The following is a 20,095-nucleotide window of genomic DNA, read 5'->3' as shown; positions in this document are numbered from 1 at the left end:
GAACTGCTCACGTCATCACGCCTTCGAATGTTTCGCTTTTGCGACACCAATGGCCGCCTGCATGACCTTCATCCCTGCCACGCCAATGCGGCGACAATGGGACAAAAGGCTAGCGGGGCAGCTTGGACACCAGTTCTTCCGGAGTGAGCGGCTTGGCGATCTGGTGACCGTCGAGGAAATAGGTGGGGGTTCCGGTGACACCTGCAACCCGGGCCGCAAGATCGGCGGCGGTAGCCCAGGACTGGTGCGCCTCGTCGGCAAGGCAGCGCTCGCGGGCGGCCGGCGACAGGCCATGTGCCTCCGCCAGCGCATCGAGGCCACTCACATCCGCCACCAGGCGCGAATGGGCAATCGGGCCAGCGAGTTCGGCCGTGAACAGGTCACCACGCACCCGCTCGTCGGCGTCGGCGGCAGCCATGCGCGCACGCGTGTCGGCCTGGGCGACGAAGGCGGCCTTGATGAAGGCGAGGCGCCGCCTGGAAGGCACGCAGCGGGCAAGGACGGTGGCCGAGCGGTCGTGCGAGAAGATGAGGAAGGGGCGGAAGGCCAGCCGCAGCCTGCCGGCCTTCACCAGCTGCTCGATGCGCGGACCGGCGCCTTCGGCGAACTGGCGGCAATGCGGGCAGCCGAAGCTTGCATATTCGGCGAGCAGCGGTGCGCCGGGCTTGCCGAAGGTCCAGCCCTCGGCACTTTCGACGACGTTGGTGCGCCAGTCGCGCGCGGCGGGTGCCGGAGCCGCGCCGACGAGGAACAGGCTCGCGAGCAGGAGCAGCAGGAAACGCATCATTCCTCCGAACGGATCAGGACGGTCTCGCCGATGAGCAGGAACAGGAGGAACGGTGCCCAGGCGGCGAGCAGGGGCGGGTAGGCGCCGACATTGCCGAGCGCCACCGCGAAATTGTCGATCACGAAATAAGCGAAGCCGAGTGCCATGCCGACCGCCGCACGCAGCAGCACCTTGCCCGAGCGCGCAAGGCCGAAGGCGGCCATGGCGGCGAGCAGCGGCATGAGCATCGTCGACAGGGGCTGCGACAATTTGTGCCAGAAGCCGGTCTCGGCGGTCGCGGTGGTCACGCCGGCGCGCTCCATCTCGCCGATGTTGCGCTGAAGGGTGACGAAGTTCTGCGCGTCCGGGTCGACCTTGGCGAGGGTGAAGCGCTGCGGCTCGACGCCCTCGAGCGCTCGCAGCGCCGGTCGGCGGAGGACGACGTTCATCCCGGCATCGTAGATGGTGACACCTTCGAGCATCCATCCGCCCTCATAGGGGCGTCCACGGTCGGCATCGATGATTCGGGTGATGCTGTTGTCCTGCCGTTCGAACAGGCGGACGTTGCGCAGGCGCACCCCGGCACCGCGGCCGGTGACGATCCTCGTCTGGACGAGGTCGTCGCCGGCGGTCACCCAGACGTTGCTGAGGATGCCGCTGTCGGGAGGCACCGGCTTGTAGTCGTTGCCGTCCCAGGCGGCGAGCTGGCGCGAACCGTCGACCACCACCAGCTCGTTGAAAGCAAAGGAAAAGCCGGCAAGGCCGATGCTGGCGGCGATCAGCGGGGCAAGCAACTGGTGGGCGGACAGGCCGGCCGCCTTCATCGCCACCACTTCGCTGTTCTGGTTGAGCGTGGTGAAGGTGATCAACGCGCCGAGCAAGAAGGAGAAGGGGAAGGCGAAGGCGATCAGCTGCGGGAAGCGGTAGCCGACATAGCGCCACAGCTCCGCCTCGCCATTGCCGGAAACGGCCAGGATCTTGCCCGATTCCGACAGGAGGTTGAGCATCATCAGCACCATGCTCAGGCTGAGGAGCACGGCGAGGCTTCGCGAGACGTAGAGCCACACGGTGTAGCGGGCGAGCCGCGGCGACGGGAAGAAGTTGAGGTTGATCACGCCCCGGCCGCCTTCAGGCGCCGGCGCGGCTGGGGCAGGAGGCGCTTGATCAGGCTCCACGCCTTGGCACCGCCCCGTTCGAGCGCGCCGATCGGCTGTCCGCCGGGCTTGGTGGCGAGCGTCATGAACATCCAGACGATGCAGGCGGCGAAGACGAGGAAGGGCACGTACATCGCGACTTCCGGCATGAAGTCGCCGCGCGCGCCGGCGTCCTCCGCCCACTGGTTCACCTTGTGATAGGCGACCACCATCACGATCCCGATGAAGATGCCAAGGCTCGAGCTGGAGCGCTTGGGCGGTACCGCCAGCGCTACCGCCAGCAAAGGCAGCAGCATCATCATGATCACCTCCACCATCCGGAAGTGGAGGTTGGCCCGGGCCGCCAGGTTCGCCTCGCCGGTGGCCGCTCCGCCGTAGCTGGCCCGGATGATCTCGGGCAGGGTCATTTCGTCCGTCTGGTCCTGCGCACGGGCGCGGAAGCTGTCGACCCGGGGCAGGTTGATCGGGAGGTCGTATGATCGGAACGCGAGGGTGCGAGGCGTGGCGAAGCGCGGATCCTGCTGGATCAGCCGCCCTTCCTCGAGCCGGAGGAGGATGGTGTCGGGATCGTCGGTGGCAAGGAAGCGGCCATGGTTGGCGGTGGCGACGATCGCCGCCCCGCTGCTGTTGTCCGCCTGGACGAACAGGCCGTGGAGCTGAGTCCCGCCCTGCTCGCTGCGGTCGATGCGGATGGTGAAGCGCTTGGACAGGGTATTGAACTCGCCCACCTTGAGGCTCGCGCCGAGCGCGCCCGAGCGCAGGTCGAAGCGGAGCCGCTCATAGCCATAATGGGTCCAGGGCTGGAGCCACCCGACCAGGAACAGATTCAGCAGCATCAGCACGAAAGCATAGGTGTAGGGGATGCGCAGCAGCCGACCGAAGCCCGTGCCGACCCCGCGTAGCGCGTCCAACTCGCTCGACAGGGCCAGCCGGCGGAAGGCGAGGAGGATCCCGAGCAGCAGCCCGACCGGGATGCCGAGCGCGAAATATTCCGGCAGGAGGTTGGCCAGCATTCGCCAGACGACGCTGACCGGGCCGCCCGCATTGATGACGAAATCGAACAGTCGCAGCATCTTGTCGAGGACGAGCAGCATCGCCGCCAGCACCAGGGTGCCGGCCAGCGGAATGGCGATCGCCTTGGCGATGTAGCGGTCGATCAGGGTCATGAACTTGTTCTTCCGCCCCTCAACACCATCATTTGGCCGCAAAGCAAGTGCAACCAGCCTTCATGGGCAGTTCGCCTAGCGCCGATTCACCTGAAGCGGAGCTGACGAAAGCGACCCGTCGGTCCTGCGAAAGACAGTGTTTCCAAGCCATGCGGTTCCTCGTCCTGTTCCCGGTCCTGATGCTCGGCTCGGCCGCGCTGCCCGCCACCGCCGCCTCGGCGATGGCCGGTGACGTGCAGGCGTGCGCGGCCGGCGGGCCGGCGATCAAGGTCCGCGTGTCCGGCTTCAAGCAGCAGCGCGGCAACCTGCGCTTTGCGCTCTACGACCAGAGCGGCTGGCTCAGGAAGGGCGGCTCGCTCAAGAAGGTGCGGGTGCCGGTCACGGGTTCGGCGATGGACGTCTGCATCGCCGTTCCGAAGCCAGGTGCCTACGGGCTCGCCGTCCACCACGACATCGATGCCGACAAGGAGCAGGACCGTTCCGACGGCGCCGGCTTCTCGCGCAATCCGCGGCTCAGCCTGCTCGGACGGCCGAAGTTCGCGGGCACCAGGATCGAGGTCGGCGCCGGCGTGCAGCCGATCTCCGTCCGGATGCTCTACCTCAACGGCCTGGCCATCGGCCCGGCGCGGTCAAGCTGATGAGCAAGGCGCGAATCGCCCTCCTCAGCAACCCGCGGTCGACCGGCAACCTGTCGCAGCTGCCGCGCATCCGCGCCTTCTGCGCCGAGCATCCGGACATCTTCCACTATGAGGTGGAAAAGGCCGACCAGATCGGCGCTGCGCTCCGGACCATCGCCCGGGTCCGGCCCAAGGTGCTGGCCATCAACGGTGGCGACGGGACGGTCCAGGCGGCGCTGACCGAACTGGTCAACGGCAATCATTTCGAGGGCGAGCGGCCGCCGCTGGCGGTGCTGCCCAACGGCAAGACGAATCTCATCGCTCTCGATCTCGGTGCGCAGGGCGATCCGGTCGAAGCGCTGAAGCGGCTGCTCGAGCTCGCGGAAGGCGATCTCACCGACCATATCGTCGCGCGGCAGCTGATCGCGCTCAGCAGCGACGGCGCGGCCAAGCCGGTGATCGGCATGTTCCTCGGCGGGGCGGGCCTTGCCGACACCATGCTCTACTGCCGCGACAAGATCTATCCGCTCGGACTTCCGAACGGCCTCAGCCACGTCATCACGGCGGTGGCGGTGATGGTGCGCCAGTTCATCGGCCTCCGGGGCAAGTTCCTGCCGCCGAGCCCGGCCCCGATCGAGATTACCGTCCGCCGCCACGGCACGCTCAGCGGGCGCTTTGCCCTGCTCGCGGTGACGACGCTCGAGAAGCTCCTCCTCGGCAGCGACCTGCGCACCGCTGGCAAGGGTCCGCTCAAGCTGGTCGCGGTGGAGCATCGCTCCAGCTCGATGGTGCGCGGCCTGGTTGCGGGAATTGCCGGGCGGCTCGGCCGCAACAAGGTCGACGGCGTCCATGTCGAGGAAGCCGACGAAATCTCGATCGAAGGCGATCGCTCGTCCGTCTTCCTCGACGGCGAGCGGTTCGAAGCCGGGATCGGCAAGCCCATCACCCTGACCCCGGCGTCGCCGCTTTCCTTTGTCCGCCTCGCCGCCTGATCCGACGGCCGAGTTGCGGGCGTTGGTCGGCGAGGAACTCGCCCAGCCGGTCGACCCGCGGGTCGCCGCCATGGCTGCGGCCATCGCCGCCGCCCATGGCTCGGCCTCGCGCGCGGTGCTCTTCTACGGCTCCTGCCTGCGCGACGTCGCGCTCGAAGGAGCGATGCTCGACTTCTATCTGATCGTCTCCGATTACCGCGCCGCCTACGAGCATGGCTGGCTGGCGACCGCCAACCGGCTGATCCCGCCCAATGTATTTCCCTTCGCGCACGAGGGGCTGGCGGCGAAATATGCGGTGCTGAGCGAGGCCGACTTCCACCGGCTGAACGGTCCGGAGACCCGAAGCGTGTCGGTATGGGCCCGCTTCGCCCAGCCTTCGCGACTGGTCTGGTCGGCGGGTCCGGAGGCGAGCGAGAAGGTGGTGGCGGCGGTCGCGCGCGCCGCTCCGACCCTGCTCAGCGCGGCACTCAGCGTCGTCCCCAACGAGCAGCAGCCCCTCGACCTGTGGAGCGCCGCCTTCGCACTGACCTATTCGGCCGAGCTTCGGGCGGAGAAGGGGAGCCGGAGTGCTTCGGTCGTCGATGCCGATCCGGCGCGCTACCTGCGTTTCTTCGGACCCGCCATGGCGGCGGCGCGCGCCTCCGGGAAGCGTTGCGGCGGATCGTGGCGGCGGCGGCGGATCGAGGGCAAGCTGCTGTCGGTCGCGCGCCTCGCCAAGGCCAGCGCCACCTTCGCCGGCGGCGCGGAATATATCGTCTGGAAGATCAACCGCCACGCCGGGACCAGCATCGCGCTGAGCGAGTGGCAGAAGAAGCATCCGCTGCTGACCGCGGTGACCCTCGTGCCAAAGCTGATCCGCACCGGCGCGATCAAATAGCCGCCGCTAGCCGGCAGCCGCCAGCAGGAAGTTGATCCGGGCGCTGGCAATGGGTGTGCCGCGGTCCTTCTGCCAGGCGAAGGCCTCCACGTTGGCGATGCGCGCGCCGAGCCGCTCGATGGTGGCGCCGGCGAAGGTGTCGCGGTCCTTGCCGCCGAGCAGGAAATCCACCGTCACCGAAATGGGCTTGGGCACCACTCCCTGGCCTTCCAGCGCCCTCGTAAGCTCGCCATAGGCGGCGAACTCGAGCAGGCCGGCGATGGCGCCGCCATGGAGATAGCCCGGCCGCCCGACCACATCGTCATGGAAAGGCATGACGAACAGGCGCCGGCCGTCGTCCGTGGTCTCGGTACGAAGCTGCAGCAGTTCGGCGTAAGGCGGCAGGGGCGAGGTCATCGGGCACGTGTCTAACGCCATCCTGCCCGCATTTCGCCCCTTTGTTGCGCTTGAGCGCTCGAAACCCTAGCGAGAATGACATGACCGACCGTGACGAACGCAAGGACGCGATCCATCGCCTGATCGCCGATTTCAACAAGAAGGGCATCGAAGTGTCCGAAGAGACCCGCTTCGCGCAGGATCTCGAATGGGACAGCCTGACCGTGATGGACTTCGTCGCGGCCGTCGAGGACGAGTTCGACATCATCATCACCATGAACCGCGCCGCCGAGATCGAGACCGTCGGTCAGCTGATCGACGCCGTCGGCGAGCTGCAGGGCTGAACGCCATGACCGATCCCGGCCTCGCCATGACCGCCGACGCCGGCAAGCCCGCGCCCCGCGGCACCGCGCCGGACCTGTTCGACAAGTTTCAGCCGCTGATCGACGTCCGCGAGAACCTGCTGGCGACCGGCGTCACCGACCCGTTCAACCTGGTGATGGAGCGGGTCGAGAGCCCGACCGTCGCCATCTGCAACGGCAAGCGGACGATCCTGCTCGGCACCTACAATTACATGGGCCAGACCTTCGACCCGGACGTGCTCGCGGCCGGGCATAAGGCACTTGACGAATATGGCTCGGGAACGACCGGGAGCCGGGTGCTGAACGGCACCTACCAGGGTCACCGCGAGTGCGAGGAGGCGCTGAAGCGCTTCTACGCCATGGACCATGCGATGGTCTTCTCGACCGGCTACCAGGCCAATCTCGGGATCATCTCGACCATGGCGGGGAAGGATGATTACGTCATCCTCGACATCGACAGCCACGCCAGCATCTACGACGGCTGCGCGCTCGGCAACGCCCAGATCGTCGCCTTCCGCCACAATGACGTGGACGCGCTCGAGAAAAGGCTGAAGCGGCTGCCGACCGAAGCCGGCAAGCTGGTCGTGCTCGAAGGCGTCTATTCGATGCTCGGCGACACCGCGCCGCTCAAGGAGATGGTCGCCATCTCCAAGGCGCACGGCGCGATGGTGCTGGTCGACGAGGCCCATTCGATGGGCTTCATCGGCGAAAACGGCCGCGGCGTCGCCGAGGAACAGGGCGTGCTGGACGACGTCGACTTCGTCATCGGCACCTTCTCCAAGTCGGTCGGAACGGTCGGTGGCTTCTGCGTCTCGAACCATCCCAAGTTCGAGATCCTGCGCCTCGTCTGCCGCCCCTACGTCTTCACCGCTTCCTTGCCGCCGAGCGTGGTCGCGACCGCCGCCACCTCGATCGACAAGCTCCGGGGCGCGGCCGACAAGCGTGCGCACCTCTGGGCCAACAGCAAGCGCCTGCATGGCGGGCTGAAGAGCCTTGGCTTCACGCTCGGTACCGAAACGCCGCAGTCGGCGATCATCGCGGTAATCATGCCCGACCTCGAGCGCGGCGCCGCCATGTGGGAGGCCCTGCTGCAGGAAGGCCTCTACGTGAACCTCGCACGTCCGCCGGCGACTCCGGCCGGCATGACCCTGCTGCGCTGCTCGCTCTGCGCGCTGCACAGCGAGGAACAGGTGGGCGAGATCCTCGGCATGTTCGAAGCGGCGGGCAAGCGCGTCGGCGTCATCTGACCGTCGCGACGCGCCAGCCGTCGGGCAGATAGTCGACGCTCTGATAATAAGAAAAGGCGCAGCTGCCGTCCGGAAGGTAGGCGCCGCCCTTCAGCACGCCATAAGCGACCGAGCCGAGGAAGATCGGCGCTCCGCTGTCGCCGCGCCGGCATTGCGGGCCGCGCATGGTCACCCAGCTCGAGGTGCAAAGGCCGCCGCACAGATCGCCGGCCGGGGCGAAGTCGGTCAGCTCGACCTCCGAGCAGGCGTAGCCCGAGCTTTCACCGCGAAGGCACAGCCAGTCGCCAGGCCGGGTCATCGGCCGGGTCGCCCAGCTGGTGACGGGTCGCACCTCGGTCTTGCCGGTATTGCTGAAGACGAGCGGCTCGGCCGGTCCGACGCCGCCGTGGATCTGAACGTCATTCTGCGCCGCCCCCCAGGCGCCCAGCATCGGCAGCAGCCGTTCCTCGCCGTCGGTTCCGCGCCAGGTCAGCGTGTCGGGGCAGTGGGCGGCGGTGGTGATGCCCAGCGCACCATCTGGGGCCTTGACCACGAAGCCGGTGGTGCAGCGGAACCGCCGGCCGTCAGGATTGGGACCGTCGACGCGGCCGCCGCCGATCGCTGCGCTGTCGACGAGCAGGGCATCGAGTCGGCGGATGCGCACGGGAAGGCCGACCGCCGCCGCCAGTGCCTGCTCGACATCCGCAACCGGCCGCGCGTCGGCACCGGGCCGCTGCATGACGATCAGTCCACCGGAGCGCGGATCGACACCCGCGCCGCGATAGCCGGGAACCAGGGTCGGCAGGCGGTAGCGTTCCGAATCGAGCAGGCGCAGTGCCTGAGCGCGCGTCACTGGCGCTCCCACCTCGAAGCGGACCGGGATCGCAAGGCCGTTTGCTTCCAGCAGCTGGTCGGCCGGCCGTTCGCCAGCGGTGAGCCGGACCAGCAGGTGCCAGTCGGGGCGATGCACCACGCTGATCGACGCCAGCCGGTCGCGATAACGCAGTCGCAGCATATCGCTGACCTGGACGCTCGCCCGCTGCTGCTCGAGCCGGCGCCTGGCCTCGTCCGCCGGCACCGCGAACGCCGTGGCATAAAGGCCCGCATCGCGGTCCAGCGCCTCCGCCGGAGACAGTCGGACAGGGTCGGCGGCGCCGGCCGGCGATGCGGCCAGAAGAAGCGGCAACAGGATGGATGAGACGCGCATGGGCGCAACAGTTCCACAGCGTGCCTGAACGAGCGGTTGTGCCGCCCCGAGTCGAGTCCTAGACTGAGGCGCAATGAGGGCGAGAACCGACGACAGCGGGTTCGACGGACGCCGCTTCGGGGCTGCGGCGGGGGCGACTCTGGCAGCACTCATCCTGCTCGGGATGGTGCTTCTGGTGGCGATGAGCAACCGTGCCCGCGACGCGGCGCTGGAACGCGAACGCCACGCTTATGACGTGACGCTGCTGGTGCGTACCGCCGACGCCACGCTCGCGCGCTCGGAGGCGGCGCTCGGGCGCTTCGTGCTCGACGAGCAGGTGCGGGTGTCGGGCAGCATCTTCTCCAACGAATGGCGTCTTGCCGGGACCCAGCTTCGCCAGCTCGAGCGGCTGGTGCGCAACGATCCGGCGCAGCTTCGCCGGGTGGAGGAAGCGAGCCGGCTCTACGAGGAGCATGGCAGCAATCTCGCCAAGGTCGCCCAGGCCGCATCGGCCCAGCAGGGCGAGGGTGGACTGGGCCTCTTCTACACCTTCACGCGTGAGGAATATGGCCAGCAGAACCGGGCCACGACCCTTGGTTCGCAGTTGCGGGCAAAGCTCGCTGAAATCGCGTCGTCGGAGCGGGCCGTTCTCCGCAACAGCATGGAGCAGACGCAGTTCTTCTCCGCCCAGGCCGACCGCCTGACCGACTATCTGTCGTGGCTCGGCATGCTGATCGGGCTGGCGGCGATCGGGCTCGGCGTGGTCGCAGTGCAGGCGGTTCGGCAGAACTATCTTGCCCGGCGCGAAGCGGAGACGCTGGAGGAAGCGGTCGCGATGCGCACCCAGGAGCTGCGCGAGGCCAATGAAGCGCTGAAGGCAGAGGCGGAGGAGCGCGAGGCGGCCGAGGCCCAGCTCCGCCAGATCCAGAAGATGGAGGCGGTTGGCCAGCTGACGGGCGGCATCGCGCACGATTTCAACAACATGCTCGCGGTCGTGGTTGGCGGCATCGATCTCGCTCGGCGCCGGCTCGGCGGCCCCAAGCGCGAGGTGATGAACCACCTCAACAACGCCATGGACGGCGCGACCCGCGCGGCGGCGCTGACCCGACGCCTGCTGAGCTTCGCGCGGGCCGAGCCCCTGCTGCCCGAGCAGGTCCGCCCCGGCGACCTGGTGCGCGGCCTCACCGATCTTCTCGACCGGACGCTCGGCGAGCGCATCTCGGTGCGGGTCGACATCAGGGGCGAGTGGTCGATCTTCGTCGATCCCCACCAGCTTGAAAATGCCCTGCTCAACCTTTCGGTCAACGGCCGCGACGCCATGGAAGGCGAGGGCGTCATCACCATCGCCACCGCCGACGTGGCGCTGGGCATGGAAGAGGTGGCCGGACTGCCGGCGGGCGAGTACGTGCGGATCGCGGTCGCCGACCAGGGCTGCGGCATGACCGAGGAAGTGCAGCGCCGCGCCTTCGAGCCCTTCTTCACCACCAAGGAGGTCGGCAAGGGCACCGGCCTCGGCCTCAGCCAGATTTTCGGCTTCGCCCGCCAGTCGGGCGGCGAAGTGACGATCGACAGTGCCATTGGCGTGGGCACGGTCGTCAGCCTGTATCTGCCGCGTAGCATGGCACAGCCAGCGGAGGTGCGGATGCATCCGGTCATGAATCATCAGGTCAGCGCTGCCGAGGCAGCCGCCCGGCGAGGCGCGCGCATCCTGCTCGTCGAGGACGATCCCCGCGTGCGCAGCGCAACGGTCGAGGCGCTCGAGGACCTCGAATATCAGCCGGTCGCCTGCGCCAGCGCGGAGGAGGCGCTGAGCGCCTTCGATGCCCAGCAGTTCGATCTTGTCATCAGCGACGTCATCATGCCGGGCATGACCGGGCCGGAGCTGATCCGCCTCCTGAAGCGCCGCTTCCCCGACCTCGCCGTGCTATTCGTCACCGGCTATGTCGGCGAGGGCGAGGGCGAGGACCTGATTGGCTACGAATTGCTGAGGAAGCCGTTCACCGTCACCGCCTTGTCCGACGCGGTCGCCGCGGCGCTTGGCCGGGCGGAGGTGAAAGCGGCCTAGCTTCCCCTGCGAATGCAGGAAAACAGCTCAGGCCAGCGCCCCGTCCGTCCCCATCAGCTCCGGCAGGAACGCCTCGTGGGCGCGGCGGAGGTCGGCAAGTGAGACTTCGGACAGGCCGTCGAACCGGTCCGCTTCCCATTCCTCGACATCCACGAACTTGATCGTGTCGCCGCCTACCGCGCCGATAATGGCGCAGCCCACGCCGGCTTCCTCGCAGGCATCCTCGAGCGCGTTCAGGGCGTTCAGTTCGTCCTGATCGTCACGGACGGTGACGAGGAACAGGCCCTGGTCCTCGCCGAACGCATCGGCGATGAACGGCTTCCACAGCAGGATTTCGGCGCCGATCCCGCCGGCCAGCGCCATCTCGGCGGCGGCGACTGCAACGCCCCCGTCAGCGACGTCGTGAACGGCCGTCACCATGCCGCGGCCGATAAGCTCGCGCACCAGCGTGGCGGCCGCGAGTTCATGATCGAGGTCGACCGGCGGCGGGGTGCCTTCGGTGCGCCCGGCGATCTCGCGCAGCCACAGCGACTGGCCGAGGTGGCCCGAGCCGTCGCGCCGCGTGCCGCCGACCAGGCAGAGGATGTCGCCCTCCTGCTTGAAGGCGATGGTGGCGGAGGCGGACCAGTCCTTCAGCAGCCCGACCGCGCCGATCGCGGGGGTGGGCAGGATGGCGCTGCCGCCGCCGGTGGCCTTGCTCTCGTTGTAGAGCGACACGTTGCCGCTCACGATCGGGAAGTCGAGGGCGCGGCAGGCGTCGCTCATGCCACGCAGGCAGCCCACGATCTGCGCCATGATCTCGGGCCGCTGCGGGTTGGCGAAGTTGAGGCAGTTGGTGACCGCGAGCGGCGTGGCTCCGACCGCCGAGAGGTTGCGATAGGCCTCGGCGATGGCCTGCTTGCCGCCTTCATAGGGGTCGGCATAGCAATAGCGCGGGGTGCAGTCGGTGGTGATCGCCAGCGCCTTGTCCGAGCCGTGGACGCGGACCACCGCCGCATCGCCGCCGGGGCGCTGGACCGTGTCGCCGCCCACCTGCTGGTCATACTGCTCCCAGATCCAGCGGCGCGAGGCGAGGGCGGGGGAGCCCATCAGCTTCAGGAGATCGCCGGCGATGTCGGTCGATTCCGGCACATCGCCAAGCGGCTTCACCTGCGCCCAGGCCTGATATTCTTCCGGCGACAGCGACGGCCGGTCGTAGAGCGGCGCTTCGTCGGCGAGGGGGCCGAGCGGGATGTCGGCGACGGTCTCGCCCTTCCACACCAGCTCCATCCGGCCGGTGTCGGTGACAGTGCCGATGACGGCGAAGTCCAGCTCCCACTTTGCGAAGATGGCTTCGGCCTCGGCCTCGCGGCCCGGCTTCAGGACCATCAGCATGCGCTCCTGGCTCTCGGAGAGCATCATCTCGTAGGGCGTCATGCCCGTTTCGCGGCAGGGCACGGCGTCCATGTCGAGGCGGATGCCGACGCCGCCCTTGCTCGCCATCTCGACCGAGGAAGAGGTGAGGCCCGCCGCGCCCATGTCCTGGATGGCGACGATCGCGTCGGAGGCCATCAATTCAAGGCAGGCTTCGATCAGCAGTTTCTCCGTGAAGGGATCGCCGACCTGGACGGTGGGGCGCTTCTCTTCCGAATCCTCACCGAAATCGGCCGAGGCCATGGTCGCGCCGTGGATGCCGTCACGGCCGGTCTTGGACCCGACATAGACCACCGGATTGCCGATGCCGGCGGCGGCCGAATAGAAGATCTTGTCGGTCCGGGCGACGCCGACGGTCATGGCGTTGACCAGGATATTGCCGTTGTAGGCAGGATCGAAATTGGTCTCGCCGCCGACCGTGGGCACGCCGACGCAATTGCCATAGCCGCCGATGCCCGCGACCACGCCGGCGATCAGGTGGCGCATCTTCGGGTGCTTGGGATCGCCGAAGCGGAGCGCGTTCATGTTGGCGATCGGCCGGGCGCCCATGGTGAAGACGTCGCGGAGGATGCCGCCCACCCCGGTCGCCGCGCCCTGGTAGGGCTCGATGTAGGAGGGATGGTTGTGGCTCTCCATCTTGAAGATGGCCGCGTCGCCGTCGCCGATGTCGATCACCCCGGCATTCTCGCCCGGGCCGCAGATCACCCAGGGTGCCTCGGTCGGGAGCTTCTTCAGGTGGATGCGGGAGGATTTGTAGGAGCAATGCTCCGACCACATGACCGAGAAGATGCCGAGCTCGGTGAGGTTCGGCTCCCGCCCGAGTGCATGCAGGATGCGCTCATATTCATCCGGGGACAGGCCGTGCTCGGCGACGATTTCGGGCGTGATCGCGGTCATGCCCGCGCCTGTAGCGGGATGCGGCGAATTGGCCAATCGGTCGGCACGCAACTTGTCCCTGCGTGCGCGACCGTTTGCTGTGGACGATTGGCTTACCTGCAAGGGTGGAGGCAGGTGGGGAGCAGTTGGTCCGGGCAGGACCAATGCTCCCCATCGGGTTTGAAAAAATGCCGTGGCCGTGGCGTCAGCTATTGTGGTTCTGATCGGGCCTGCCGCCAAGCGCGCTGATCGCCGCATCAGCGACCTTGTCGATCGTGCTTCCAACGACGCCCGAGGTTTTCTCCAACCCCTTGTCGGCTGCCTTCTCGATGGCTTCCACGGCCTTCGGGATCGCGCCTTCGGCGTTCTCGTGCGCCTGGCCTTGCGGCTGTTGACCCTGCAGCTCTTGGTCTTGATGTTGTTCGCCAGCTGGGGACTTGCCGGGTGAAGCCTCGCCCGTGGGACCTTGCCCGAGCGGGATGGCGGATCGATCGTCCCTGGAGGAGGGGCTTTGCTGGTCAGGGTTCGGCCTGGAGTTGTTCTGCTCGTTCACGACGGACTTCCTTCGCTTCAAGCGGGCGCAATCGGGCTCCGCACAACCTTATGCGCCGCGGGCTGCATCGGTTCCCCCCAGGCAGATCGTCTGGCCTGATATGGCGTTGAGACGAGGCAGAGTGCAGGGAATGATTGTGCCCGCCTCGCCGCAATCCCGAGCGTGCGGCCTGAATGTCTGCTTTGGGTGGAAAGCGGACATTCGCAGAACCTCTCCGTTGCGCAGCAATGGGGAGGGGGACCGCTCAGCCTTCAGGCTGAGTGGTGGAGGGGCCAGCGCGGCGCTCGCACCGTCGCATCAGGGCGTCGGCGACCGCTTCCGGGTTGGCGAGGACGTCGGCGGCCGGGATGCGGAGGACCTGCAGCCCGACGGAGTGGAGGTAGGCGGTTCGGCGTTCGTCTGCCGCTTGCGAGTGATTGTGAGAGGCGCCGTCGATCTCGATCACCATCTTGGCCGCCGCGCAGTAGAAGTCGGCGACATAGGGACCGATCGGATGCTGGCGGCGGAAGCGAAGGTCGCGGCGGGCTTGGCGGAGCAGGCGCCAGAAAAGTTGTTCGGGCAGGCTTAGATGGCCGCGATAGCGCCGGGCGGCGTACATGGCGTTGGCAGTTGCGCGCATGGTGCTGGCCCCTCCACCACTCCGCTGCGCGGAGCGGTCCCCCTCCCCATTGCTTCGCAACGGGGAGGTTCCGGATCGGCACCGCCGCACCCTGGCGTCTGGAGCCAACGTCCGCAACGGGTCGAAAGCGGACATAAGCCCCACCTGCCACACAAACAAAAACCCCGGCCGGTGAGGGCCGGGGTCGGGAGGTGGATTCAGCGCTGGCCGCTCAGCCGCGGCAGGTGATGGCGCTCTGGCCGGGGAGGGTGACCTGGACGCTGCTCGCATCCTTGGTGCCGGTGATGCTGCTGCCGTCGGCGCCGGTGTAGGGGCCGGTGCCCTCGGCCGGAGCGGTGGTGACGGTGGAGGCGACGGTGTCGGCGCCGACCCGGTAGTTGGCGCCGGCCGGCTGGCCGTTGCGCTCGGTCCAGTCGATCTCGACCACCTTGTTGCCGTCGCAACGATAGGTCTTGCTCGCGGCGATCGAGGGCGGCAGCTCGACCGGCGGAGCCTCGGCCAGCTGGTTGGCGAGCGGATCGGCCGGGCCCTGCTGGACAATGGTGTTGTCGGCGCTGTTACAAGCCGACAGGGAGAGGAACGCGCCGAGCGCGACAAGGGTAAGGCGAGTCGTCATGGATGGCCCTTTCGCGGGCGCAACATGAACGGTCAATGGCGGCTTTGGTCGGGGCGGTTCCGCCACGGGCTTGCATAACGCGTCGATCGGCATAGGTTCTAGAAGGATGGGGGTGGGAGCAACCGCGATGCAGCGCATCCGCTACGGGCTGACCGGACTTGCCTTCGTCTTCCTGATGGTCCTGCTGGGCACCGCCGTCATCCGCGGCGGCGAGGAGCCCACGACCAACCTCGCCTCGAACATCGCCGAGCCGCCGAGCGACCCGCTGGCCGAGCTTGGCGTGGCGCCGGGGCAGGGAACGGAGAATGAAACGGCGGAACAGCCGGTCCAGCCCCAGCCCTGATGCTTCGCGCCTGTGCCATGATGGGGCTGGCGCTCGCCGCCTGCTCGGCCGAACCGACATCCGCGCCAGCTGCCAGGCCTGACCTCGCGCTGCTGACCAGCCTGCCGATCCTGTTCGGCGAGCGCTTCGGCCTCGATGCGCCGAAAAGCCCGCTGCTGGACGCGCTCGAGGCCAGCTATGCGGTCCGCCCGGTTGACGGGCCGGAGCAGCTGGCGCCGGGCGGCCTGCTGCTTGCCGCCCAGCCGCAGGCGCTGACCGCCGAGCGGCTGGTCGCGCTCGACGATTGGGTGAGGCAGGGCGGGCGGCTGGTGCTGCTGGCCGATCCGATGCTGACCTTCGAAAGCAGCCGGCCGCTGGGCGACCGCTTCCGGCCGCCTTATGCTTTCCCAGACACGGGGCTGCTTCGGCGCTGGGGGCTGTCCCTCGACGCCCAGGAAGATGCCGGTGCCGAGCAGGCCGAGACCGACCTCGGGCGCGGGACCCGGATCAGGGGCGCAAGGCCGGGATCGCTGACCCGGGCGGGCGGCGACTGCACCCTGTCGCCGACGCGCGCGGTCGCCCGCTGCCGGGTCGGCAAGGGCTATGCGACAATCGTCGCCGATGCGGATTTCGCGCTTGGCGAGCCGGCCGGGAACCGGGAAGCGGTGGTGGCGCTGGTCGGGGAACTGGCAACGCCGCCCCGGAACTGACGGGATTCGGCGGACATCCCGTGGGCGAACATGGGATTCGCTGGCAAAATCCGATTCACAGACTTATCCACAGGAACATAAGCCGGAACGGGGAGAGAACGCGCGGTCAGAAGTGGTACATCAAAGTCGCAGAAATCGGCCAATATCCATTTTTGCCCACGGTTTCCCATCAAATCCCATTGAGTCCCATGGCGGCCCGCGTTACACACAGTTCGTAGCGCGGGGCTGATCCCATTTCTGTTGGGCCGGCCGCCGGTCGCGGTGACCCCGCGTTCCGGCGAACGGGAGAGATCTGTCCACCGCGCGCGGGAGTGGTTGCGGTGGCATTGGAACATCTGTTTCAGGGCAGTGCCTTGAACGGAGTAGACGCGAAAGGCCGCGTCTCCGTGCCCGCCTTCCTGCGCACCGTGATCGAGCGCCGCGGCGATGCCCGCACCATCGTCCTGGCGAAGCACGAGACCTTCCCCTGCCTGTCGGCCTACGACCCCGCCTATGCGGCCCTGAAGCATCAGAAGATCGAGCGCCTCCTCGAGAAGAACGAGGAGCGGCCCGAGGCCCAGCTCGCCTACCAGCAGAACAATTTGCTCGCCTTCGCGATCAGCGAGGAAGTGCCCTACGACAGCACCGGCCGGATCCTCCTTCCGACCATGATGCGCCGCAAGGGCGGAATCGCCGACCTCGCCCTGTTCCTGGGCGTCGGCGAGACCTTCCAGATCTGGAATCCGCAAACGCTCCTCGGCGATGACCGCATCCCCGAGGATCTCAAGGACGTCTGCCGCTACCGGCTCGAGGAACGGGGAATCGCATGAGCGATGAACCCCTCTCCGTTCCTTTCGATGACTCGCGTGCCCTCGCGAGCCACCGTCCGGTACTGGTCGACGAAGTCGTCGCCGGCCTCGCCATTGCCCCTGGCGAGTGCCACGTCGACGGCACCTTCGGAGCTGGCGGTTACACCCGCGCCATGCTCCGGGCGGGGGCGGGACGAGTGATTGCCTTTGATCGTGACCCTGACGCGATCGCCAACGGGCCCTCACTCGTCCCGGACCCGCGCCTGACCCTGATCCACGACCGCTTCTCGCGGATGGCCGAGGCGCTGGACGAGCGCGGCCTCGCGCCGGTCGACGGCATCACGCTCGACATCGGCGTCAGCTCGATGCAGCTCGACCAGCCGGAGCGCGGCTTCTCCTTCATGAACGACGGTCCGCTCGACATGCGGATGAGCCAGGACGGCATGAGCGCCGCCGACTTCCTCAACGAAGCGGACGAGGCGGAGATCGCGCGCGTCATCCGCGATTATGGCGACGAGCCGCGCGCCCGTGTCCTCGCCCGCGCCATCGTCGCCGCCCGCCCGCTCGGCCGCACGTCCGAGCTGGCCGCGATCTGCCGCAAGGTGCTCGGCCATCACAAGGGCATGAAGACCGACCCGTCGACGCGCACCTTCCAGGCGATCCGGATCCACGTGAACGGCGAACTCGACGAGCTGACCGCGGGCCTGGAGGCGGCCGAGCGCAGCCTTCGTCCCGGCGGCCGGCTGGCGGTGGTGACCTTCCACAGCCTGGAAGACCGGGTCGTCAAGCAGTTCCTCAAGGTGCGGAGTGGGGCCGCGCCGGCCGGCTCGCGGCACCGCCCGATGGCGGCCGCCGGGCCGGCCCCCACCTTCCGCGCCGTCGCAAAGCCGGTCTCCCCCGGCGAGGCGGAGCTTTCGATCAACCCCCGGGCGCGTTCGGCCCGGCTACGCACGGCGGTCCGCACCGAGGCCCCGCCGATCACGCGAAAGGCAGCATGATGGTGCGTGGATTCCAAGAAGTGGGCTGGGTCGCCGCCGTCGCCGGCACGGCGCTCGGCTGCTATATGGTAAGCCTCAAGGTCGCTTCCGAGCGTGCGTCGCTCGAGCAGGTCGAGAACCGGATCGTGCTCGCCCAGCGCGACATCCGCGTGCTCCAGACCGAGATCGGCACCCGCGGCCGGCTCGAGCAGCTCGAAAGCTGGAACGTGAAGGTGCTGGCGCTGTCGGCCCCGCAGGCGCACCAGTTCCTCGAGGGCGAGTTCCAGCTGGCGACCCTCGCCGCGCCGAAGAAGACGGTCGATCCGGCGGCGCCGGTGGTGCTGGCCTCGGCGCCGGCCCCTGGCAGTGCGGGTGACGAGAACCAGCCGACGGTGCGTCCGGAGCAGGGCACGACCGCGCGCGACCTGATGCAGGTGGCGAGCTACACGCGCACCATTCCCGAATCCGACCAGAAAGCTGTGGATAAGCCCAAGGCGGTGCCTGCGAAGCCGGTGAAGGTCGCGACCAAGCCTGCTACGTCGCCGGCGAAGCTCGAACCGGCGAAGGCGGCACCGACGACCGCTCCCAAGGCCAGGCCTGTCAAGGCCGCCGCGACCGACCCCAAGGCCAAGCCTGCGAAGGCCGCCGCGACCGACCCCAAGGCCAGGCCCAAGACGCCGCCTGCGACGACCAGCAAACCCAAGGACGCCAAAGCCCGGCAATGAACGCTCCGACCCCCGCTCTCGTCGCCCGGCCCGAGCGGCTTCGACTGGTCGGCCAGCGGCGTCAGCTGCTCGGAGTCATGCACCAGCGCCTGATGGTCGGAATGCTGCTGTTCGCGGCGATCATCGGCGCGGTGGTGCTGCGGCTGACTTGGCTCGGTCTGTTCGGCGACCATGCCGGCCGGCAGGCCAGCTATTCCGCGCTGATCCCGCCGCGCGGCGACATCGTCGATCGCGACGGCCAGCCGCTCGCCCGCACCATCGACAGCTGGACCGTGGCGCTGCAGCCCGCCAAGGTCATCGGCGACAAGCGTGCGCTCGCCGTCCAGCTCGCCGGGCTCATGCCCGAGAAGGACGCCGCGGGCTGGCTGGCCGAGATCAACTCGACCAAGAGCTTCATCTATCTCCGCCGCCGCGCCGCCCCGCGGCTGGTGCAGGCGCTGAATGCGATCGGCGAGCCGGGCATCGCGCTCAGCCGCGAGCCCGACCGGCTCTACCCGCAGACCGACCTTGCCGCCCACGTCCTCGGCCATACCGACATCGACGGGCATGGCGCCGCCGGCATGGAGCGGGCGTTCGACAAGCATCTGACCGAAGAGGCGACGCGCGGCGAGCCGCTCGCTTTGTCGATCAGCAGCCGCATCCAGCAGGCGCTGGAACATGAGCTGCTGCAGGCCAAGACGACCTTCAACGCGGTCGGCGCGGCGGGCGTGCTGCTCGACATCCACACCGGCGAAGTGCTGGCGATGACCAGCCTGCCGCAGCTCAATCCCAACATCGCCGGCAACATGGACCCGGAAGCGCGGTTCAACCGCGCCACTCTCGGCGTGTTCGAGCTGGGATCGACCTTCAAGCCGTTCACCGTCGCCATGGCGCTCGACACCGGCGACGTGAAGTCGATGGGGCAGATGTACCCCTGCTACGACAAGTTCCTGCGCCCCAACGGCCGGGCAGTCACCGATACCCATCCCTTTGGCCGGCCCTGCTCGGTCGCCGAGATCATGATGGAAAGCTCGAACATCGGCACGGCGCAGATCGCCGGCCAGGTCGGGACCGAGCGCATGCGCGGATTTCTCGAGAAGATGGGCTTCCTTGGCAAGGTCGAGATCGAGCTTCCGGAGCGCGGCCGCGCGCTGACCATTCCCAAGGCCGGCTGGGACACGTCGACGACCATGACGGTCGGCTTCGGCCATGCCATCGCGGTCACTCCGCTCCACCTCGCCATGGGCTATGCGACCCTCTACAATGGCGGCGTCTACCGGCCCGCCACCCTGCTCAAGGTCGACCGCCGCCATCCGGTCGCCAAAGGTCGCCGGGTTTTCACCGAAGAGACCAGCTACAAGATGCGGGCGCTGCTCCGGCTTGTCGTGACCAAGGGCACCGGCAAGAAGGCCGACGCGGTCGGCTACCGGGTCGGCGGCAAGACCGGCACCGCCGAGAAGGTCGTCGGCCGCGGCTATGCCAAGAACATCAACATCACGACCTTCGCGGGCGTTTTCCCGATGGACGAGCCGCGCTATGCGATGGTGGTGATGCTCGACGAGCCGAAGGCCACCGCCGACACCTATGGCTGGCGCACCGCCGGCTGGAACGCCGCGCCGACCTTCGGCAAGGTGGTCGCCCGGATCGCGCCCATGCTCGGCGTGCGGCCCGACCTGAAGCGCGACGCCAACATGAGCGAAGTGCTGCCCTACGTCCGCGAAGAGAAGTAAG

Annotated in this window: 21 protein-coding genes; 12 read left to right on the top strand and 9 right to left on the bottom strand. The window is 68.1% G+C overall.

Going from position 1 to position 20,095, the window contains the following annotated elements; all coding sequences use genetic code 11:
• Positions 1 to 109 precede the first annotated feature (109 nt).
• The 3 genes from JOY29_RS07180 to lptF are packed head-to-tail and all read right to left on the bottom strand — an operon-like array spanning position 110 to position 3,086.
• Positions 110 to 787: a thioredoxin domain-containing protein gene (locus JOY29_RS07180; RefSeq protein WP_300972838.1), complete on the bottom strand. Its 678-nt coding sequence runs from the start codon at positions 785 to 787 to the stop codon at positions 110 to 112.
• Positions 784 to 1,878 (bottom strand): LPS export ABC transporter permease LptG, encoded by a 1,095-nt coding sequence (gene lptG, locus JOY29_RS07175; protein ID WP_300975500.1) that lies wholly within the window; start codon positions 1,876 to 1,878, stop codon positions 784 to 786. The genes JOY29_RS07180 and lptG overlap by 4 nt, the downstream gene beginning before the upstream one ends.
• Positions 1,878 to 3,086: an LPS export ABC transporter permease LptF gene (lptF, locus tag JOY29_RS07170; protein WP_300972837.1), complete on the bottom strand. Its 1,209-nt coding sequence runs from the start codon at positions 3,084 to 3,086 to the stop codon at positions 1,878 to 1,880. Before lptF ends, lptG begins: the two co-directional genes overlap by 1 nt.
• A gap of 149 nt (positions 3,087 to 3,235) precedes the next feature.
• On the opposite strand from lptF, the gene JOY29_RS07165 reads away from it, so the two are divergent.
• The 3 genes from JOY29_RS07165 (at position 3,236) to JOY29_RS07155 (ending at position 5,572) form a co-directional block, all read left to right on the top strand.
• Positions 3,236 to 3,724 carry a DUF2141 domain-containing protein gene (locus tag JOY29_RS07165; protein WP_300972836.1) on the top strand — a complete coding sequence of 163 codons (489 nt, stop codon included), beginning with the start codon at positions 3,236 to 3,238 and terminating at the stop codon, positions 3,722 to 3,724.
• Positions 3,724 to 4,695 (top strand): diacylglycerol kinase family protein, encoded by a 972-nt coding sequence (locus tag JOY29_RS07160; protein WP_300972835.1) that lies wholly within the window; start codon positions 3,724 to 3,726, stop codon positions 4,693 to 4,695. The genes JOY29_RS07165 and JOY29_RS07160 overlap by 1 nt, the downstream gene beginning before the upstream one ends.
• A 70-nt stretch (positions 4,696 to 4,765) precedes the next feature.
• Complete coding sequence (locus JOY29_RS07155; protein ID WP_300975499.1) at positions 4,766 to 5,572, top strand: hypothetical protein; 807 nt, start codon at positions 4,766 to 4,768, stop codon at positions 5,570 to 5,572.
• Positions 5,573 to 5,578: 6 nt separating this feature from the next.
• On the opposite strand, the gene JOY29_RS07150 is transcribed toward JOY29_RS07155, so the two are convergent.
• Complete coding sequence (locus tag JOY29_RS07150) at positions 5,579 to 5,989, bottom strand: PaaI family thioesterase (protein WP_300972834.1); 411 nt, start codon at positions 5,987 to 5,989, stop codon at positions 5,579 to 5,581.
• A 59-nt stretch (positions 5,990 to 6,048) separates the two neighbouring features.
• On the opposite strand from JOY29_RS07150, the gene JOY29_RS07145 reads away from it, so the two are divergent.
• Together JOY29_RS07145 and JOY29_RS07140 are read left to right on the top strand one after the other, a co-directional pair.
• Positions 6,049 to 6,291, top strand: coding sequence for an acyl carrier protein (locus JOY29_RS07145; RefSeq protein WP_300972833.1), 243 nt, complete (start codon positions 6,049 to 6,051; stop codon positions 6,289 to 6,291).
• Positions 6,292 to 6,317: 26 nt separating this feature from the next.
• Positions 6,318 to 7,556 (top strand): aminotransferase class I/II-fold pyridoxal phosphate-dependent enzyme, encoded by a 1,239-nt coding sequence (locus JOY29_RS07140; RefSeq protein WP_300975498.1) that lies wholly within the window; start codon positions 6,318 to 6,320, stop codon positions 7,554 to 7,556.
• Here JOY29_RS07140 and JOY29_RS07135 read toward each other — a convergent pair.
• Positions 7,549 to 8,742: a hypothetical protein gene (locus tag JOY29_RS07135; RefSeq protein ID WP_300972832.1), complete on the bottom strand. Its 1,194-nt coding sequence runs from the start codon at positions 8,740 to 8,742 to the stop codon at positions 7,549 to 7,551. The genes JOY29_RS07140 and JOY29_RS07135 overlap by 8 nt on opposite strands.
• Positions 8,743 to 8,815: 73 nt before the next feature.
• On the opposite strand from JOY29_RS07135, the gene JOY29_RS07130 reads away from it, so the two are divergent.
• Complete coding sequence (locus JOY29_RS07130; protein ID WP_300972831.1) at positions 8,816 to 10,786, top strand: response regulator; 1,971 nt, start codon at positions 8,816 to 8,818, stop codon at positions 10,784 to 10,786.
• A gap of 27 nt (positions 10,787 to 10,813) precedes the next feature.
• Here the strand turns inward: JOY29_RS07130 and purL are convergent, their stop codons facing one another.
• The 4 genes from purL to JOY29_RS07110 form a co-directional block, all read right to left on the bottom strand.
• A complete protein-coding gene (gene purL / locus JOY29_RS07125; protein ID WP_300972830.1) occupies positions 10,814 to 13,096 on the bottom strand; it encodes a phosphoribosylformylglycinamidine synthase subunit PurL in 2,283 nt (760 codons plus the stop codon).
• Between the two features lie 184 nt (positions 13,097 to 13,280).
• On the bottom strand, positions 13,281 to 13,628 hold the full coding sequence (locus tag JOY29_RS07120; RefSeq protein WP_300972829.1) for a hypothetical protein: 348 nt from the start codon (positions 13,626 to 13,628) through the stop codon (positions 13,281 to 13,283).
• A gap of 244 nt (positions 13,629 to 13,872) precedes the next feature.
• Positions 13,873 to 14,247, bottom strand: a complete 375-nt coding sequence (locus JOY29_RS07115) for an endonuclease domain-containing protein (RefSeq protein WP_300972828.1) — start codon at positions 14,245 to 14,247, stop codon at positions 13,873 to 13,875.
• A 211-nt stretch (positions 14,248 to 14,458) separates the two neighbouring features.
• The gene (locus tag JOY29_RS07110; RefSeq protein ID WP_300972827.1) at positions 14,459 to 14,863 is read right to left on the bottom strand and encodes a hypothetical protein; all 405 of its coding nucleotides are present in this window, start codon (positions 14,861 to 14,863) and stop codon (positions 14,459 to 14,461) included.
• 106 nt (positions 14,864 to 14,969) lie between these two features.
• Between JOY29_RS07110 and JOY29_RS07105 the strand changes: the two genes are divergently transcribed.
• From JOY29_RS07105 to JOY29_RS07080, 6 genes are all read left to right on the top strand, one after another.
• A complete protein-coding gene (locus tag JOY29_RS07105) occupies positions 14,970 to 15,206 on the top strand; it encodes a hypothetical protein (RefSeq protein ID WP_300972826.1) in 237 nt (78 codons plus the stop codon).
• Entirely contained in the window at positions 15,206 to 15,895 is a 690-nt protein-coding gene (locus JOY29_RS07100) for a DUF4350 domain-containing protein (RefSeq protein WP_300972825.1), read from the top strand. The genes JOY29_RS07105 and JOY29_RS07100 overlap by 1 nt, the downstream gene beginning before the upstream one ends.
• Before the next feature lie 353 nt (positions 15,896 to 16,248).
• The gene (locus tag JOY29_RS07095; RefSeq protein ID WP_300972824.1) at positions 16,249 to 16,704 is read left to right on the top strand and encodes a division/cell wall cluster transcriptional repressor MraZ; all 456 of its coding nucleotides are present in this window, start codon (positions 16,249 to 16,251) and stop codon (positions 16,702 to 16,704) included.
• Positions 16,701 to 17,681: a 16S rRNA (cytosine(1402)-N(4))-methyltransferase RsmH gene (gene rsmH, locus JOY29_RS07090; protein ID WP_300972823.1), complete on the top strand. Its 981-nt coding sequence runs from the start codon at positions 16,701 to 16,703 to the stop codon at positions 17,679 to 17,681. The genes JOY29_RS07095 and rsmH overlap by 4 nt, the downstream gene beginning before the upstream one ends.
• Before the next feature lie 20 nt (positions 17,682 to 17,701).
• Positions 17,702 to 18,385 carry a hypothetical protein gene (locus JOY29_RS07085; protein WP_300972822.1) on the top strand — a complete coding sequence of 228 codons (684 nt, stop codon included), beginning with the start codon at positions 17,702 to 17,704 and terminating at the stop codon, positions 18,383 to 18,385.
• Positions 18,382 to 20,094, top strand: coding sequence for a penicillin-binding protein 2 (locus JOY29_RS07080; protein WP_300972821.1), 1,713 nt, complete (start codon positions 18,382 to 18,384; stop codon positions 20,092 to 20,094). The genes JOY29_RS07085 and JOY29_RS07080 overlap by 4 nt, the downstream gene beginning before the upstream one ends.
• Position 20,095: the final 1 nt, after the last annotated feature.

The sequence above is a fragment of the Sphingomonas sp. LHG3406-1 genome, assembly GCF_029637485.1.
GTDB lineage: Bacteria > Pseudomonadota > Alphaproteobacteria > Sphingomonadales > Sphingomonadaceae > Sphingomicrobium.
The sequence above is the reverse complement of the archived record's forward strand: the minus strand, read 5'-3'. Positions and strand labels throughout refer to the sequence as shown.